Below are 16,815 nucleotides of genomic sequence, written 5' to 3'. Positions count from 1 at the left end.
CGGCTCACCCCGACAGAGGCGCGCCGTCGGCGCTCGCCTCCGGCGCCGCTCTCGCGCGCCCCTCGGAACCCCGGCCCCCGTCGAGGAGGGCGCCAGCGGCGTCCTGGCACCGGGCCGCGTCGGCTTGGTTGCCGGCGCGGGCGAATGCGGCAGCCGCTTCGCGGAACATGGCCCGGGCTTGCTCGGTCTCGCCCTCTGCTTGGCGGAGAGCGCCGCGTGCTTCCCAGACCGCACCGGTCCACAGTCCTCCTTGCCACATCCCGGCGATACGTTCGGCCTCAGCGAGGAATCTCCGGGCCTGGACCAGCTGGCCCGCCCGGGAGCTGGCGGTGGCGGCACTGGTCAGGTAGCCCATCGAGCAGGGCTCGCAGGAGCGCATCTGGCTCAGTTCCTGCTCGGCCGTCCTCAGGACCGTCATTGTCGTGTGGGCGTCGGCCGCCTGGATCTTCGTGCCGAAGATGCGCACCAGCAGATGAGGCGCCAGGTCCGAACGGTGCGCGAGGGACCGCGCCCTGTCCAAGAGCCGGTTGGCGTCGAACTTCCGGCCATGGATGACCGCGGCTTCGGCGAGCCTTTGGCGGGCCAGCGCCGAGCCCGAGATGCACCCCTGGAGGTCGTTGGCCTCCGCGGCCGCCTTGAGGTGGTCCTCGGCCTCGGGCAGGTTGCCGGCGAGCAACTCGGCCTCTCCCAGCATGAGGGTGGCCAACGCCGCACCGGTCGGCGAGCCGACCTCGTCGGCGATCTGCATCATCTGGCGCGCGAAGTCCGCGGCGATGTCGTAGCCCTCGGGCCCGGCGAGGTAGTACTCGGCGAGACACAAGTGTGCGTCGTAGACGATCGGTTCCATGTTGGCGCGCAGCCGCATCGACTCGACGAGCTCTTCGGCGAACCGCTCGCGCCAACGACCCTGGGCCATGGCGACCTTGGCCAGGATGACCGCTGCCTCTCCGAGCTCGCGACCCAGGCCGCCGTCGAGCGCGATCGTGCGGGCCTCCTCAGCGGCCCGCTCGGCCTCGGCGATCTCGTTGCGGTTCATGTGCACCAAGGCCCAGGCGAGCAAGGCGTGCGCCCGCTCGGCCTCGGAGGGCTTCGGGGCTCCCTCGGCGGCCAGCACGTCCTCGTAGAGCGCGATCGTGGATCGATCGGGGCCGACGCCGAGCTGCTCGTGGAGCGCCTCGCGGAGCCGTTCGAACCGGCGGATCGCCTCCCGTCGTTCCCCGGAATCGAGGTGGGCACGCATCAGCGCGCGAGCCGCCTGCTCGTGGGTGGGGTCCTCCTCGGCCAGCTGCTCCCACAGTCCGCCTTCCTGAAGCAGGTCGACGTACCGTCGATGCAGGCGTGCCCGTGGCTCGGCCAGCCACGACTCGTAGCGGTCGTCAGGGAGGAGCTCGCCCACCCACAGGTGCGATGCCGCGCGGCAGGCGGCGGCATCGTGGGCTGCCAGAGCGCTTCGTGCCGCAGACTCAAACCCCTCGACGTCGGTGTCCACGGTCGCGCCGGGCCCCAGGACGAGCACCTCCCCCTGGGTGACGATGGCGTCGTTGTCGCCGAGTGCGAGCCGTGCGAAGTGCAGCGCCTTGCGGAGGTTGGTACCTCCGGCCTGGGAGTCGCTCTCGGGCCACAGCGCATCGATGACCTGGCCGCGGTGCATCCGGTGGTCCGGCGTCAGCGCGAGCAGCTTCACCACGTCGGCCGCCCGCCGGCTCCGCCAGGCGTCGCCGGAGATCGAGGCACCGTCGACGGTGACCGCGAACCGGCCGAGGAGCTGAACCGAGGCCACCTTCATTGCTCGAAATCGTACGGCCTGCCGTGACTCAGAACAGCCCGCTTCGCGGAACGGTTGCGGAACGCCCCACTTCCTAGCGTGAGGGCAACAACGAGCTCGACCCGCAGGAGAAGAGCTCGAGACGAAGGGAGTCAGGGATGTCGCTGTACATGGACGTGCACAACACTCTCCCCGAGGGCACCACCGCGGCGGACCTGGTGGGAGCACACGCAGCCGACCTCGAGGTCCAGCAGCGGTACGACGTGCAGTACCTGCACTACTGGGTCGACGCCGACGCCGGAAAGGTGTTCTGCCTGGTCTCGGCCCCGACCGCGGATGCCGCGCATGCGGTCCACCGTGAGGCGCACGGGCTGGTCGCCGACGAGATCTATCCGGTCGTCCAGGGGTGACGGCCATGCTCACGCTCCGTGCCCCCGACCCTGCTCCGGCGTCCTCGACGCCGTCCCGCGACGTCGGTGCCGCGTTCGTCACAGCGGTGACCACAAGGGACATCGACTCCCTGCGTTCGCTGCTGGCCGACGAGCTGCGGTTCCGGATGCTGCTGCCGAGCGGTCCGACGGCCGACTCTGGGGCCGGCGCCGCCGTCGACCGGATCACCAGCTGGTTCGCGGATGCCGACGAGATCGAGGTGCTGGCTTCGACCAGTGCCGAGGTCGGCGGCCGGGTCGCGGTGACCTACCGTCTCCGGGTCCACCGACCTGGTGGCGGGCATCTGATCGAACAGCACGTGATGCTCGACCTCGCTGATGACGGTCGGATCACGTCCATCGATCTGCTCTGCTCGGGCTTCCGGAGGATCGCCTCGGAGGAGTCAGGGCAGGCGCACGAGTACGACGCAGGTGACCTCGGATGCGCCGACGGACTTGCGGGAGCCTTCCGCGACAACATCGGCAGCATCCCGGTCGGCCACGTGCTCGTGGTGAGCACCAGTGACCCGGCCGCGAAGGAGGACCTACCCTCCCTGGCTCGCCTGATGGGTCACGCCGTTCGTTCGATCGAGGCGACCCCCGACGGGCGCCTCCTGGTGAGTGTGGAAAGGAGACGTTGAGATGAGCGACAAGCTGATCTTCAACTGCACCTACGGCAAGGAACACCCCGAGCGGGCCACGCTCCCGTTCGTCGCCGCCAACATCGCGGCAGCCGCGGGACAAGAGGCGATCGTGCTGTGCACCATCGAGGCGGTGTGGCTCGGGACGCACGGCGGGACTGACGGCATCGCCCAGCCCGGTCTGCCCGCCCTGGCCGACCTGTACGCCGAGTTCATCGACAACGGCGGTCAGGTCTGGCTGTGCGGCGCCTGCGCCAAGCCCCGCGGGATCGCCGAGGATCAACTGGTGAAGGGCTCCACCATCGTCGGGGCCGCCAAGGTCGTCGAGGAAGTGGTGGCCGGCGCGAAGACGGTGGCGTTCGCCTGACCGGCTCAGGTCCGGTGGTCGCGGGCGGGCCGACCACCGGTGTGCGCGCCGTACATGTCATCGCACTGCGACCACGATGCCGAAAGTCCGCTGAGCCGGCGACGATCTGGACCCGGTTCAGTGCAGATCGTGTTCGTACGCGTAGGCGGTGGCTGCGGCGCGGCTGGGCAGTCCCAGCTTGGTGAGGATGTGGCCGACGTGGGTGGCCACGGTCTTCTCGCTGACGACGAGACGCTCGGCGATCTGACGGTTGGTGAGCCCCTTGGCGATCTGGGCGAGGACCTCTTCCTCGCGGCTGGTCAGACCGCTGGACGGCGGGGCTGCGAGGTGCAGCCCGGCCCGGGCAGCGGCTGCGTCGCGGACCGCGTTGAGGCGATCAAAGACCGGGATCGCACCGGCGAGCTCCATCTCGGCACTGTCGTCGTCGCCCATCGCTCGGCAGGCGGCAGCGATCAGCATCCGCGTGCGGGCCGCCTCGTAGACCGCGTCCAGGTCGCGCCAGCCGGCCAGCGCTCGCCGTAGCGCGGACAGTGCGGGTTCGGGCTGATCCTCCGCCAGCAGCACGGCACCCAGGAGCTGCAAGTGCAGCACGGTCGGCAGAGGCCGTCCGAGCATGCTGGCCACCGTGCCGAGCTCGTCAGCGGCAGATCGCGCGGCGGCGACATCACCGCTGGCGAGGGTGATCTCGACGTAGCCGGCAGCCAGTCGCGCGCGTGACATGGGGTCACCAGCCTCCTGATAGGCCCTCCGGATGGAGGCGGCGGCCGCGTCGACCTTTCCCGTGGCCAAGCGCAGCAGCGCCAGCCCCGGCTGCGGGTCGCGGCCGAGCTCGCTGGCCAGTTGGAACTGGGCCTCCGCGGCGCGATCCTGGCCACGGAGCCGGTGCAGGTCACCCTTCAGGTAGGCTGCGGCGCCCCGCGACCGTTGCCCCACCGGGTCGGCCAGGCGGCGGTAAGCCTCCTCGATCTGGTCGGCGGCGGCGTCCCAGTCGCCGCGAAGGTGCAGCATCTCCGCGCGATGGATCAGGCACTGACCTCGGTACAGCATGAGCTCTGGCTGGCCGTCGACCCAGCGGCTCAGCGCGGCAGTCCACGTGTGGGCGCGGCGGACATCGAACAGTTCGGTGCAGCCCTCGATCGCGGTGCAGTAGGCATCGCCGATCGCGATCGCCGAGACGTCGTTGGCCTCGATGGCGACCATCCCCTCGTCGAGCAGGGCGACCCCCTCGTCCACTCGGTCGAGCCAGATCAGGCACCTGCCTTCGCCGATCCGTGCCAGCGCAGCCAGTTCGGGGTCGTGGAAGAGGACGCCGATCTCCGCCGCCGCGTGAAACCCCTCGTGCCCGGCTCTCACGTCGCCGGAGAACGCCGCACGCAGCGCGGCCGCGTAGCGCAGGTAACCGCGTTCGACGGAGTCGATCTTGCGGTCGTCCAGGAGCCGCTGGGCGCGGTCGACCCAACCGCCGCCGCGCGCCAGGTCGCCGGCGTTCAACAGCCCGAAAGCCAGCCAGAAGGCGCACCGGACCGCACGTGCAACGTCGCCGACGTGGGCACACTTCTCGTGCGCGCTGATCCACGCGGACCGGCTCTCGTCGCTGAGTCCGGCGAGGTACGCCGCGGACGCGAGTCGCTCGAGATCCTCGACCTCGAGCGGCTCGACGACCGCGGCCGCGGACAACTCGTCGTATGCCCGCCGCCAGGCCTGCTTGTCGAACGCGTCGCGTGCGCGTCCGATTCCGTCGCCCACGGCTTCAGTCTCGCGCGAGTACGACGTCTATGCCCAGAACGACGCAGCCTCGGCTGGTCCGGCCGCGATGAACCACATCTCGCGGATTCGACCGTCGTCGAACCGGTAGACGAAGGAGTCGTTCATCTCCAACGTCCGCCCGTTGCGGCCAAAGACGGCGTGCTCCCACTCCGCCCCCCATTCGTCGTCAGCCAGGCAGGACAGCTGCTCGAGCTTCACATCCCCGTCGGTCAGAGCGAAGACGGTGCCAAGAGCCGCCAGCAAGCCGTCGACTCCATCGTGGTCGCCTGCGAACGGAATCGGACCACGGCCGTGAAAGACCATGTCGTCGGTGAAGATACGGCTCAGCGTCTCTCGGTCGTTCTCCACGATCGCCTGGGTCATCCGGTCGATGACCGCAACATTCGGGTGGGTGCTCATGATGTCCTCCATCGCTGGGTTGTGCTCTTGAAGCGACGGTAGGAAGCCGGAGCCAGCTGCCACATCGGGTGGATTGACGATCTTCCCGCAGGGACACCTCAGCAATTTCACTGATGTCGAGCGCGGAGGTTGGACTGATCACCACAAGATGTCGACCTCACGGCACACCCACCAGCGACCGGCTCGTCAGCATGTACACGGCAGACGAAGGGTCCGGCACATCACTACCTTGCCGACCTGCCCGCCCGGGCCGTGCGCCACAAGGCTGGGGACCGCCCGTGCGCGCGTTTGAACGCTCGACTGAACGCCTCTTCCGCGTCGTATCCCACCCTGCGGGCGATCGCCGCGACCGTGATGTCCGTGGTGGCTAGCAGGTCCTGCGCCATGTGCATGCGCCATTCGTTGAGATAGCGGATCGGCGAACGCCCGAGAACCTCGCGGAAGCGAGCGTCGAGGCGCGAGCGTGACACCCCGGCCTGGACAGCCAGCTCGTCAACTGTCCACCTTCGTTCCGGAGCTGCGTGGATCGCTGCCATCGCAGGTCCCAGCAGGGGATCGCGTAGCCCGACGATCCAGCCGCGCTCCGCCGCGGGGGCCGTCGCGAGATGCATCCGGAGTGCCTCGGTGACGAGTAGCTCGGGGAGCCTTGTCGATGTGCGAGCCGGCACCTTGCCCGACGACTCTTCCAGTGCGTAGGCGATGCTCGCGTCGAACCAGCTCCTTGCGGGCCCGTCCGCCGGCCGAACCACGAACGCCGGGGGGAAAGCGGCCCGACCCGGATCGAACAGGGCGTCCTCTGAATAGAGGCATCCACACACGACGTCCGTACGATCCCCGCCACCGCCATAGCGGACCACTGGCATTCCGGTCCACGGCGGCGGTGGGACGATGCTGGCGATCTGGACCGGTGTCGTCGCCTCGACGCCGCCCATCGTGAACTCGTCGCCGTACGGCAGGACGATCACCTCGCCGGCGCTCGCCCAGTAGCGCTCGCCGCCCGGGAGCGCCACCCAGCACCGCCCCGAGGCGATGACGTGGAACAGTACGAGACGCTCCGCCCCCGGGTGCATCATCGCGGCGAAGCCCGGCCCGCCCCCTCCCTCGAAGGTCCAGCTCTCCGAGAACTCGCAGCGCATGAAGAGGGCGCCTTCGAGCCGGAGCCGCTCAAGGGCCTGATCGAGCGCCTCCGGGGGCCCGGCGACTTCGGTCACGGGGTCGACCCCCTGCCATTTCGGTCATCCATCTGGGTCTCGCGGTCATTCCTGACCGGGTGCGTGCGCTTCCAGAATGGCGCCATCTCGCAACGCACGGAAGGAGCGAACGATGAAAACCGACTCGACGCCAGAGGTCAGCTTCAGCCACTACGGCGGCAAGCCTGCCGAGAACTACGAACGGTACTTCGTCCCCACCATCGGCACGGCCTGGGCTACCGCCCTACTCGAGGTGGCTGGGCTGAGCAGCGGTGAGCGTGTACTGGACGTCGCGTGCGGCACGGGCATTGTGACGCGGCGTGCCTCGGAGCTCGTCGGCCCGGAAGGCCTCGTGGCGGGGTTGGACGTCAACCCGGCCATGCTCGCGGTCGCCCGATCCGTGTCCCCGACCTCGATCGAGTGGCACGAGTCCAGCGCGGAGTCCATCCCGTGCCAGGACGCTTCGTTCGATGTCGTGACGTGCTCGCTGGGCCTGCAGTTCGTGCCGGACCGATCTGCGGCCATGCGCGAGATCCACCGCGTGCTCGCCCCCGGCGGACGTGTCGTGATCGCGACTGTCGGTCCGACCCCTCCTGTCTTCGAGATCTTGGCTCAGGCCCTCGCCCGTCACGTGAAGCCCGAGGTGGCCGCATTCGTGCGACACGTCTTCTCGCTGCACGAGCATCAGGAACTGCGTGACCTGGCGGAGGGCGCTGATCTGCGATCGGTCTCGGTGGAGTTCAAGCCGCTGCGCGTCATGCTTCCGCCGCCGCGCGAGTTCCTGTGGCAGTACGTGCACAGCACACCGCTGGCCGGGCCGATCGGGGAGATCGGCGACGACGAGCGTGCGGCACTCGAGCGGGACGTCACGACCGCCTGGCACACCTACCTCGATGGCGATGCGCTCCGATTCGACGGCAATGCTGTATTGACCACTGCGCGGAGATAAACCGGAAGGTCCGAGGGCACCGAAACGACCCGCAGACGGCCAACCGCAGACAGCGAGCTCTGGGGCCTGCGCTGCGGCAGCCTTCGTCCACCCCGTGCAGCATCGACATATGAGGGGCGTTGTGCCGGCCGTGGCGGATGACCCATCCGCGAACCGCCGCCGGGGCCACGCGAGTCCAGGGCGCGAGCCTGAGGCCTCGGCGATCGCGTTTCCGAGCTCTTCGCTCCCCACTAGTCCCGCACCCCGGCAAGGGTCAGCTGCTGACGGTGGTGGTCGTAGTGCTGGGTGGGGTAGTGGTAGAGGTCCCGCAGGGTCATGTAGTCCTTGAAGTAGGGGTCCCAACCGACCGGGAAATGCATACCGCGGTCGAGCGCCGAGTCCGGCTGTGCTCGTAGTGACGCCTGAAGGCCACTGAGCACGTGGTCCATGAGTCGCTGCATCCGCGGATGGCCCAAGGTGCGCGCGCCGAACAAGGAGCCCAGGTAGTTGACGACGTGGAATGGGCGCGTGCCAGCGTTCAGAAGCGCGGCGAACCCTTTCGACGCGCCGTCGGGAAGCCGCGAAAACCCCCAGACGAGCAGACGTAGGTTCCGCACCAGCAGATACCCGAAGAGCATGTGGAAGAGCAGCTGCTCGTTGTTCCACTTCGTGCCCTTGGTTGGCCTGCGAAGCTCAGCAACCGTGGCGGTGTCGAGCAGATGTCGGTAGTCCTTGCGAACACGATCCAGCTCTCCGCAGATCTGATCGGTGTCCATGGTCGCCTCCACGGTCGCTACCCCGCGTCCAGGCTAGGCCTCCGGTGCCATCGGGCAGGCGCACGATCCTGCAGGCAGATTGCGTCCTGGGGCTCTGGGGGAGGATGGCGGTAGAAACTGAGGAAGGGAACGCCGCGATGTCCGCGACATCTAGTCCCGTCCAGGTCGACGAGGCCGAACCGCAGACCGACTGTTGGTGCTGCGGTACCCCGAACCCTCCGTCGAGGCTGTTACACCTGAACAAGCATCCCAAGGTCGCTGTATGCCTGTCCTGCGCGGACTACCTCGCGCTGCGAGCGAACGAACGACGCGATCAGTTGCGCCCTTCACTGCCGGGCCGGGCCAGGGATGTGCTGCGGGCGGCGCGCCGCGCGGTGATCGACCACGGGTGGCAACGCCTCCCGGTCATCGGCCCGGTACTGCGCTGGATCGGACGGTTCACCCCATGAGCACTGACATCGACGTCGACGCGCACAGTGCCCGTGGGGCATCCGACCCCGCATGCTGCGACCCGACCGCGGGCGGGCTGCCCGCCTAGCAGCGCACGATCATCCACATCAGAGTGCGCTGGCCGGCCGCGAAGGTAAGGCGAGTCCGTTGGACGCGACGGCACGAGTCACGGCGCGGAGGGATTCGATCCGCAGCCAGAAACTGGCCACTTACAGTCGGCATCCATCCCGTGACGGCCCGTTAGACTCCGAACCTGACCGCGAGGTCTCTCCGCGTAAACCCGAGGAGATCCGCGATCATCCGAGCTGTTCCGTAGCGGCCGATCTCATCCAGAGGTCGCAGGTTCAAATCCTGCCCCCGCTACGAAATCCGGCCCCTGACCTGCGAAAACGCGGTCGGGGGCCGGCTTGGATTTGAACCCACCGGCGAGAAACCTGCCACAAACTCGCGCTGCGACTCCGTGGTACTCCGTCACATCCCGTGTCGGGTGCACTCTTGGCGCCGTCTCACTGAGACGCGTGGGCACAGGTTCAAATTCCCTCACGTGTTCTCGGACAACCGTCGGTCACACCGCCGAGGGTGACCCTCACGCGTACGTCCTCGCCGAGCACCGGTGACGGCTGGTTAGCAATGGGCACGACCCATCCGACAGAAATGTCCGCCCGCCATGCCACCGTGCGACGCGCTGGCGATTTCGACCAGCCGCGGCCTCAGACTATGACGCGTGTGTCGCCGGTCCCGCGCGTTCGAATCGCATGACGCCGCGGTGTCGATGGTTGCGTGACTCGACGAGCACAACGCAGTCGTCGCGATGGCTCGGGGGCTGGGGCCTTGAAGCAGCGGCTCCGCGTTACGCAGATTGGTGCGATCATCGAAGACGTGGACGCCCACGAGCAGTTCGTGGCCGGCTCGTCCGCCTTGGCCGCGGGGGAGTGGGGCGCGGCCCGCGACTGCTTCGAGTCGGCCTTGTCGGTCGAGGAGTCGGCGGACGCGTTGGACGGGCTGGCGCTGGCGGTGTGGTGGCTCAACGATCCGGGTACCGCTCTGGAGCTGCGGGCCCGCGTCTTCGCGCGGCTGCGTCACGACGGCCGCGACACCGAAGCGACAGCTGTCGCGATCTGGCTGGCACGCCAATATTGGGGCCTTTATCGGCGTGGGGAGATGGCCAACGGGTGGCTGTCTCGGGCGCGGTCGCTGTTGGAGACCCTGCCCGAGGATGGCAGCCTGCGGGGGTGGCTGGTCCTGGCGGAGTCGGAGATGGGACGCCCGCATCCACGCGCCGCCAACGCCGCCGACCGGGCGCTGAGGATCGCGCGCGAGCACGGTGATCGGGACCTGGAGATCGTGGCGCTGACCCGTCGGGGCGCCTGCACCGTCAGTGCTGGCGGCATTGCCGAGGGGCTTTCGGACCTGCACGAGGCGATGACCGCCGCGACCTCAGGCGAGGGCCATGACGTGCAGTACGTCGGCGAGGCGCTATGCACGCTGATGGAGGTCGCCGGGCTCATCGGTGACCCGGGCATGGTCGAGCCCTGGGCGAAGTTCCTGGTCAGCTTCCGGTCGTCGTACGCGTTCGGGCCGCTGCTGCCCTTCGAGACCCAGTCGGCGACCGATCTCATCTCCGCGTTCTGCACCGGATGCTGCGGAGGGGTGTATCTGGTGACGGGAAGGCTCGACGCGGCCGAGGAGCAGCTCGTTCGCGCGGTCTCCCAGATGTCCAAGACGGGCCTGCGACCGCGCTGCCTGCACCCAGTGGCCGACCTGGTTGCCCTGCGCGTCCTCCAGGGCCGCCTGGAAGAGGCCGAGACGCTGATCACCGGCTTCGAGGGCGACTCCGACTGCGCGCCATCCGCCGCTGCCGTCGACCTGGCCCTCGGCCGACCGGCCCGCGCCGTGGACCGTCTCGTGGCCGCGCTCGACGCCCTGGCGGAAACCCCGGTACTGACACTTCCGGCGCGGTCGCAACTAGTCGACGCTGCCCTGGCCGCCGGCGACGCCGGGCTCGCACAGGACGCCGCACAGCGCATCGCAGACCTCGCCGCCGCGACAGACACGCCGCTCCACCGCGCGCACCGCGACCACGCCGCCGGCAAGGTCGCGCTCGCCCGAGCAGACGGCGAGGCCGCCGGGCTGCTCCGCTCGGCGGCGCTGGGCTTCGCCCAGTCCGGTGCGCCCCTGGCGGCGTGCCGGGCCCGGATGGACCTCGCCCGGTCGCTGGTCGGAAAGGACCGCGGCCTGGCCATCACCGAGGCGCGCAGTGCGCTCCAGTCCCTCGACCGGATGGGCGCCACCGCCGAGGCCGACCGAGCCGCCGCGTTCCTGCGCGGACTCGGCGTTAAGGGCCGCACCGGCCCACGTGACGGCAGCCTGCTCAGCCGCCGCGAGCAGGAGGTACTCGGCCTGGTGTGCGAAGGCCTCTCCAACACCGAGATCGCCGAACGGCTGTTCATCAGCACCCGGACCGCGGGCCACCACGTGAGCAACATCCTGACCAAGCTCTGCGTACGCAGCCGCACCGAGGCAGCCGCCTACGCGCTGCTCAACCTACCCACCGCCCAGACCCTGGCCCACAAATGAGGGCGCGGGCCGCACGGGGACCGGAGCTCAAATAGGCAACATGGCCCATGCTGACCCACCACTCGGGAGGGCACCCTCGACTCACCAACCGGAAGTCCCGAGGAGGAACTCATGGAAACCACCGAGAAGTCCGTCGTCCGACGCTTCTACGACATCGTCGGCAGCGGCCGCCCGGAGGACCTCGACGAGATCTGCTCACCCGGGCTCGTCGGCCACGCCGGCGCCGGGTCCAACCTCGCCGAGCTCAAGGCCTCCATCGGCAGCTTCCTGGAGCCGTTCCCCGACCTGACCGCCGACGTCCGATACCTGGTGCAGGAGGACGACCTGATCAGCTCCTGGGTCAGCTTCACGGCCACCCACGAAGCCGACTTCGCAGGTGTCCCAGCCAGCGGCCGGCGCGTGAAGTTCGCCGAGTGGGACCTGTTCCGGATCCGTGACGGCAAGATCGTCGAGATCACCCAGTACTGCGACCTCTTCACGATCATGTCCCAGATCGGCGCGCTGCCCACCGCAGCGCCCGCGTGACGGGCAGGTGCGTGATGAGCCTTTCCACACGTCGCCTCACCCTGGCTGCCAGCGCTGCCCTGGTCGTCACCATGCTCTCCGGGGCCTCTCCCGCGGCCGCGACGAGTAGCTGCGTCGCGCAGTCGACACTCGCCGAGCACCAGGTCTACGGGGCGGCCTGGGGCCACGAGCTCCCCGGCTACCTCGCCAGCCATCGAGACGTGCTCCTGCAGTTCGGGTTCTCGTCATTCGGCGCGCTCGCCTCGTACGCCGCCATCCAGGACCCCAACAACTGCCCGCCAGAACTCTAGACACCCACCACGCGGGCGCCCTCGCACCACATGTGCTGTTGCGAGGCAACCTGTCGGAAGTGAATGTCCCGAGAACGTGCAATCTCATATCCCGCTGAAAGGAAGAGGAACCATGCCCAAGGCATCGAAGACAAGCGCTACCGAAACCGTTGAGGTAGAGGGCTATGAAGGTCACCTGGAGAACTTCGAAGGGGGCTACACGGTCGCCTTCGAGAAGTACACCGCCGACGCCGACCTCTCCCAGTTCTTCAAGGGCCTACCGGACGACCAGTGCCAGGCACCCCACTGGGGCTACGTTCTCGCCGGCAAGGTGACCTTCAAGACCTCCTCCGGTGAGGAGACATTCGAGACCGGCGACGCCTACTACGTCCCCCCAGGGCACACCCCGACGCTCTACGCCGGCACCGAGGTCGTCGAGTTCAGCCCGACCGAGCAGCTGCAGCAGACCCTCGCCGTAGTCACGAAGAACATGGAAGCCACCGGCTGAGGCTTACTTGCAGCCGACAGCGTCGACGGCCACCTCCTGCGCCGGTTCGCCCGCAGGCGAATGCCTGAGGCGTGACCAGCGGCAGCCCGGTACAGCCGGGGTCGTTCATTCCCCTCTCGGGCGGCTGACTTGGCGGCCGATCGTCGGGCGGTCGCCACGTGCTCGTCTCGAGATCGAAGACCGGGGGCACAACTCAAGCGCCTCAGGAGTATCGAGGTCGACCGATGTGCTGTCGTGGAACGCCGGCTCGTCGGTGACGAGAGCTGACATCGCTCCCCACCAGGCTTCTGCTCGGTCGGCTGCTGTTCTATTCAGCCGCTTCCGCTGACTTGAACAGCACCGCGACGAGGTCGTTGCCGGGACGTGGGCTGCGCGCGACAATCGGGTGATGGGCGGGGACACGGTCCCGACATTCTGTCCACTTTGCGTGTCGCGCTGTGGGGCGCGCGCCGAGGTCGAGGACGGGACGTTCGTGGCGCTGCACCCAGACCCGTCGCACCCGACCGGCAAGGCTATCTGCGTGAAGGGTAAGGCTGCCCCGGAAATCCTCTACCACCCCTCGCGGCTCCGCCACCCGCTGCGGCGCACTCACCCCAGGGACTTCGCGGATCCGGGGTGGGAGCAGATCAGCTGGGACGAAGCGCTGGACGCGGTTGGCGAACGGCTGATGAGTCTCGCGGCCTCGTACGGGCCCGAGTCGGTCGGCTTCAGCTCGAGCTCGCCGTCCACCTCTGCGATCAGTGACGCCGTCGACTGGGTGCAGCGGCTGATCCGTGCCTTCGGCAGCCCGAACTACTGCAACTACATGGAGCTGTGCGGGTGGGGCCGCTACCTCGCCCCGCTCTACACGTTCGGCGCCTGCGTGCCCGGTGAGTATCTGCCGGATCTGGAGAACGCCGGCTGCATCCTGTTCTGGGGGTACAACCCGTCGGTCGCCCGCCTCGCGCACGCGACGAGCACCGTCGCCGCTGTCGCGCGCGGCGCGAAGCTGATCGTCGTCGACCCGCGCAAGGCCGGCCTTGCCGCCAAGGCCGACCATTGGCTGCGGGTCCGGCCAGGTACCGACGCGGCACTGGCTCTGTCCCTCACGCACGTGATGATCGAGAACGGGTGGTACGACGTCGACTTCGTCCGTGACTGGACCAACGCGGCTGATGTGGTCGGCGGCCGGACCGTCTGGGATCTGCTTGCGTCGCGCTGTGCCGAGTTCCCACCGGACGTGGCCCAGGGAATCACCGGAGTGCCGGCGGCAGACATCGTCGCCGCGGCGCGGACGATCTGGGAGGCCCGGCCGGTCGCGTTCTACACCTGGAGTGGGCTCGAGCAGCACAGCGGCACGACCCAGACCATGCGCGCGATCAACGTCCTCTACGCCCTGACGGGCAGCCTGGACGTCCCGGGCGGGAACGTGCTGTTCGAGGAGGTGCCATCGAACCCGATCGACGGGGCGGAGTTCCTGTCAGACACACGCCCGCCCGCGGTTGGGGTTGAGGAGCGGCCGCTCGGGCCGGCCCGGTTCGAGTTCGTCACCGGTGAAGACTTCTACACCGCGGCCCTCGACCGACGGATCAAGGCGCTGGTGAGCTTCGGCGGCAACATGGTGATGGCCCACGGGGACAGCGCGCGCGGCCGCGCTGCGCTTCAAACCTTGGACTTCTTCGTTCAGGCCGACCTGTTCATGACCCCGACCGCCGAGCTCGCCGACATCGTGCTGCCCGTGACGACACCGTTCGAGTCGGAGGCTCTGAAGATCGGCTTCGAGTACAGCCAGGAGGCGCAGTCGCTCGTCCAGCTGCGACAGCCGCTCGTCCCGCCGCGCGGCGAGGCCCGCTCGGACCTCCAGATCGTGTTCGACCTCGCCACGCGGCTGGGCCTGGGCGGGCACTTCTGGGACGGGGACATCGAGGCGGCGTTCCGCCACCAGCTTGCGCCGAGCGGGATCACCCTGGAAGACCTGCGGGCCAACCCGGCCGGGGTCCGGGTGCCGTTGACCACGCGGTACCGCAAGTACGCCGACACCGGGTTCAACACGCCGTCGCGCAAGGTGGAGCTGTACTCGGCCACCCTGGCCGCCCATGGCTACGCGCCGATCCCGACCTTCGAGGAACCACTGACGAGCCCTCGCTCCCGGCCGGACCTCGCCGACCGGTACCCGCTGGTGCTCAGCTGTGCGAAGTCCCTGTTCTTCTGCGAGACCCAACACCGCCAGGTCGCTGCCCTGCGCAAGAGCGCGCCTGAACCGCAGCTCGAGATCCACCCGTCCACGGCCGCGTCCCGGGGGATCACCGCGGGGGACTGGGTTTCGCTGATCACCCCGTACGGCAACGTGCGGGCGCGGGCGAAGTTCAACGCCAGCCTCGACCCAGGGGTGGTGTTCGGCCAGCACGGCTGGTGGGAGGCCTGCGACGAGCTCGGCCTGCCCGGCTACCCGCCGTACGGACCGAAAAGCGCCAACCTCAACCTTGTGCTGAGCCAGACACCGAGCGACCCGATCAGCGGCAGCTCGCCCCTGCGAGCCTCGATCTGCGACGTCGCCCTGCTCGAGGTCTGAGCGCCGCCGACTCCACTGGCGCTGATCGGTTGCTGCAGCCGCCCGTCGTAGCTGCCGCCACAAGGCGGCTCACGCGCCGTTCTAGTCCCCGTCGGAGGCGCGTCCGGACGCTTCGCGCGATCACATGAGGCCGCTTTCCAGCGCGTGGATGGCCGCCCCGGCCCGGGACGAGACACCGATCTTCTGGTAGATGTGCGTGACGTGTCGCTCGACCGTCTTGGGGGAGATCCCGAGCGCCTCAGCGATCGAGGGGTTGGTGTGCTCGCGGGCCACCAGGCGGAGCACGTCGATCTCGCGCTCGGTCAACGTGATGGCGGCCGCGCGACGCGTCCATGTCCCACGTTGCCCGACGGAGGTGGTCACCGCGTCCGCGGCGTTGCGGTCCAGCAGCCCCTCCCGTACCTGCGCCCCGAGCGCGTTGCAGGCTTCGGACTCGGTCATCGCCTGACGGTGGGGACGTGTCTCGGTCAGCGAGCACCACGTGTTCGCGGCCGCCAGGAGCCGTGCGGCCGCCGACAGGCCGGACGACTGGAGCCCGCGGTGGTACCCCGACCCGTCGAGCCGCTCGTGGTGGGCGGCGCCGAGCGCACCGACCGGGGCTAGGACGGGGCTCGCCGCGAAGATGCGTTCAGTGAAGTAGCTGTGCAACCTGATCCGCTCGTGCTCAGCCCGCGACAGGGGGCCCGGCTTCGCGAGCAGGCTTGATTGCACCCCCACACGTCCGACGTCATGGACCAGCGCAGCACGGCACACGAGGTCGACGTCGGCCGGCGACATGCTCGCGGCTCGAGCCGCCCTCTGAGCCACATCGGCAACGCGACGAGAGTGGCCGATCATGTGCGGGGACTTGAGGTCACCGAAGTCGGCGATACAGGTCAGCGCGCGGTCGACCTCGCCCCCGGACAGCAGGATGGGATCGCCCGGCTCGGCATCCAGCAGCTGCTGACCGAGATCCCCCTCGTCCAGGCCCGCAAGGAAGTGGCCGATGTCGTCGGCGACGAGTCTCGCCAGCGTGGGGTCGAGCGACCTGCCCGCCCGGAGCCGGAGTCGTTGCGCGATCTCGGCCGGGCCGCGGGTGATGCTCTCCTGACCGACCTGCCAAGCGACGTGCACGACCCGCATCGGCAGGCTGATCCCCTCGCCCGCCGCGAGCTGCTGGGTGCTCATGCCGTCCCAGCGCTCGTAGGCATGGGTCAGACCGCCGACGACGCGTGGCCCGAGCTCGAGACGCTTGGCCATCAGCTCCGCCGCCTCGCAATGGTTGCGGTGGTGCTGTCCCATCTCTGGCCTGGAGAACCACGCGGCCATCGTCCGAGCCGCAGCCCCAGCATCGGCTGGCGGCATGGTCGCGGCAAGCATCCGCTCCATCTCGGGCAGGAACTCATCGTCGGTGACGACCAGAAGGTCCCCCAGCCCCAGCTCGTCCACCGCCTGTGAGACGTCATGCGAGGTCGTGGTGCAGCCCACGTAACACAAGATCGCGGTGTAGTAGGCCGCGACAACGTCCTCGTCGTCGTGATCTGCCGCGCGTGCGAGACGCGCCGCGATCACGGCCGTTCTCTGGACCGTCTGGGCGGGCACGCCCAGACCGAGCTCGATGGCCAGGGCCAGCGAGTCCAGCACATGCGCCAGGCGCACCGGCGAAGCGTCCATCGCGCATCCGTTCGGGTCGGG

At 68.9% G+C, this 16,815-nt stretch carries 15 protein-coding genes; 9 read left to right on the top strand and 6 right to left on the bottom strand.

Features of this window, described 5'->3' with window-relative positions; all coding sequences use genetic code 11:
* Positions 1–4: 4 nt before the first annotated feature.
* The gene (locus ISU07_RS06340; RefSeq protein WP_194705921.1) at positions 5–1,786 is read right to left on the bottom strand and encodes a BTAD domain-containing putative transcriptional regulator; all 1,782 of its coding nucleotides are present in this window, start codon (positions 1,784–1,786) and stop codon (positions 5–7) included.
* A gap of 137 nt (positions 1,787–1,923) precedes the next feature.
* Here ISU07_RS06340 and ISU07_RS06335 point away from each other — a divergent pair, with 137 nt between their 5' ends.
* Genes ISU07_RS06335 through ISU07_RS06325 form a run of 3 tightly spaced genes read left to right on the top strand, consistent with a single transcriptional unit; the run spans position 1,924 to position 3,201 of the window.
* The gene (locus tag ISU07_RS06335; RefSeq protein WP_194705920.1) at positions 1,924–2,175 is read left to right on the top strand and encodes a DUF4242 domain-containing protein; all 252 of its coding nucleotides are present in this window, start codon (positions 1,924–1,926) and stop codon (positions 2,173–2,175) included.
* Positions 2,176–2,180: 5 nt separating this feature from the next.
* Complete coding sequence (locus tag ISU07_RS06330) at positions 2,181–2,834, top strand: nuclear transport factor 2 family protein (RefSeq protein ID WP_194705919.1); 654 nt, start codon at positions 2,181–2,183, stop codon at positions 2,832–2,834.
* Between the two features lies 1 nt (position 2,835).
* The gene (locus ISU07_RS06325) at positions 2,836–3,201 is read left to right on the top strand and encodes a DsrE family protein (RefSeq protein WP_194705918.1); all 366 of its coding nucleotides are present in this window, start codon (positions 2,836–2,838) and stop codon (positions 3,199–3,201) included.
* Positions 3,202–3,318: 117 nt separating this feature from the next.
* Here the strand turns inward: ISU07_RS06325 and ISU07_RS24710 are convergent, their stop codons facing one another.
* The 3 genes from ISU07_RS24710 to ISU07_RS24705 form a co-directional block, all read right to left on the bottom strand.
* Entirely contained in the window at positions 3,319–4,947 is a 1,629-nt protein-coding gene (locus ISU07_RS24710) for a LuxR C-terminal-related transcriptional regulator (protein WP_194705917.1), read from the bottom strand.
* Between the two features lie 27 nt (positions 4,948–4,974).
* Positions 4,975–5,379, bottom strand: a complete 405-nt coding sequence (locus ISU07_RS06315) for a nuclear transport factor 2 family protein (RefSeq protein ID WP_194705916.1) — start codon at positions 5,377–5,379, stop codon at positions 4,975–4,977.
* Positions 5,380–5,591: 212 nt separating this feature from the next.
* Complete coding sequence (locus ISU07_RS24705; protein ID WP_323742460.1) at positions 5,592–6,578, bottom strand: AraC family transcriptional regulator; 987 nt, start codon at positions 6,576–6,578, stop codon at positions 5,592–5,594.
* A gap of 112 nt (positions 6,579–6,690) precedes the next feature.
* Between ISU07_RS24705 and ISU07_RS06305 the strand changes: the two genes are divergently transcribed.
* A complete protein-coding gene (locus ISU07_RS06305; protein WP_194705915.1) occupies positions 6,691–7,506 on the top strand; it encodes a class I SAM-dependent methyltransferase in 816 nt (271 codons plus the stop codon).
* 230 nt (positions 7,507–7,736) lie between these two features.
* Here ISU07_RS06305 and ISU07_RS06300 read toward each other — a convergent pair whose 3' ends face one another.
* The gene (locus ISU07_RS06300) at positions 7,737–8,261 is read right to left on the bottom strand and encodes a DinB family protein (RefSeq protein ID WP_194705914.1); all 525 of its coding nucleotides are present in this window, start codon (positions 8,259–8,261) and stop codon (positions 7,737–7,739) included.
* A gap of 1,329 nt (positions 8,262–9,590) precedes the next feature.
* Between ISU07_RS06300 and ISU07_RS06295 the strand changes: the two genes are divergently transcribed.
* From ISU07_RS06295 to ISU07_RS06275, 5 genes are all read left to right on the top strand, one after another.
* Positions 9,591–11,288: a LuxR C-terminal-related transcriptional regulator gene (locus tag ISU07_RS06295; protein ID WP_194705913.1), complete on the top strand. Its 1,698-nt coding sequence runs from the start codon at positions 9,591–9,593 to the stop codon at positions 11,286–11,288.
* A gap of 111 nt (positions 11,289–11,399) precedes the next feature.
* Positions 11,400–11,813 (top strand): ester cyclase, encoded by a 414-nt coding sequence (locus ISU07_RS06290; protein WP_194696785.1) that lies wholly within the window; start codon positions 11,400–11,402, stop codon positions 11,811–11,813.
* A gap of 14 nt (positions 11,814–11,827) precedes the next feature.
* Positions 11,828–12,103 carry a hypothetical protein gene (locus ISU07_RS06285; RefSeq protein WP_194696786.1) on the top strand — a complete coding sequence of 92 codons (276 nt, stop codon included), beginning with the start codon at positions 11,828–11,830 and terminating at the stop codon, positions 12,101–12,103.
* Positions 12,104–12,215: 112 nt separating this feature from the next.
* Complete coding sequence (locus tag ISU07_RS06280) at positions 12,216–12,590, top strand: cupin domain-containing protein (protein WP_194696787.1); 375 nt, start codon at positions 12,216–12,218, stop codon at positions 12,588–12,590.
* Positions 12,591–12,978: 388 nt separating this feature from the next.
* Positions 12,979–15,141: a molybdopterin-containing oxidoreductase family protein gene (locus tag ISU07_RS06275; RefSeq protein WP_194705912.1), complete on the top strand. Its 2,163-nt coding sequence runs from the start codon at positions 12,979–12,981 to the stop codon at positions 15,139–15,141.
* A gap of 120 nt (positions 15,142–15,261) precedes the next feature.
* Here the strand turns inward: ISU07_RS06275 and ISU07_RS06270 are convergent, their stop codons facing one another.
* Positions 15,262–16,779, bottom strand: a complete 1,518-nt coding sequence (locus ISU07_RS06270) for an HD domain-containing phosphohydrolase (RefSeq protein ID WP_194705911.1) — start codon at positions 16,777–16,779, stop codon at positions 15,262–15,264.
* Positions 16,780–16,815 lie beyond the last annotated feature (36 nt).

This window comes from Nocardioides islandensis, from assembly GCF_015352455.1.
Classification (GTDB): Bacteria; Actinomycetota; Actinomycetes; order Propionibacteriales; family Nocardioidaceae; genus Nocardioides; species Nocardioides islandensis.
The sequence above is the reverse complement of the archived record's forward strand: the minus strand, read 5'-3'. Positions and strand labels throughout refer to the sequence as shown.

Bases quoted from the DNA above. Each gene is read 5' to 3' on its own strand.
- ISU07_RS06340 (WP_194705921.1), bottom strand. From the start codon at position 1,786: ATGAAGGTGGCCTCGGTTCAGCTCCTCGGCCGGTTCGCGGTCACCGTC.
- ISU07_RS06335 (WP_194705920.1), top strand. From the start codon at position 1,924: ATGTCGCTGTACATGGACGTGCACAACACTCTCCCCGAGGGCACCACC.
- ISU07_RS06330 (WP_194705919.1), top strand. From the start codon at position 2,181: ATGCTCACGCTCCGTGCCCCCGACCCTGCTCCGGCGTCCTCGACGCCG.
- ISU07_RS06325 (WP_194705918.1), top strand. From the start codon at position 2,836: ATGAGCGACAAGCTGATCTTCAACTGCACCTACGGCAAGGAACACCCC.
- ISU07_RS06315 (WP_194705916.1), bottom strand. From the start codon at position 5,379: ATGGAGGACATCATGAGCACCCACCCGAATGTTGCGGTCATCGACCGG.
- ISU07_RS06305 (WP_194705915.1), top strand. From the start codon at position 6,691: ATGAAAACCGACTCGACGCCAGAGGTCAGCTTCAGCCACTACGGCGGC.
- ISU07_RS06300 (WP_194705914.1), bottom strand. From the start codon at position 8,261: ATGGACACCGATCAGATCTGCGGAGAGCTGGATCGTGTTCGCAAGGAC.
- ISU07_RS06290 (WP_194696785.1), top strand. From the start codon at position 11,400: ATGGAAACCACCGAGAAGTCCGTCGTCCGACGCTTCTACGACATCGTC.
- ISU07_RS06285 (WP_194696786.1), top strand. From the start codon at position 11,828: ATGAGCCTTTCCACACGTCGCCTCACCCTGGCTGCCAGCGCTGCCCTG.
- ISU07_RS06280 (WP_194696787.1), top strand. From the start codon at position 12,216: ATGCCCAAGGCATCGAAGACAAGCGCTACCGAAACCGTTGAGGTAGAG.
- ISU07_RS06275 (WP_194705912.1), top strand. From the start codon at position 12,979: ATGGGCGGGGACACGGTCCCGACATTCTGTCCACTTTGCGTGTCGCGC.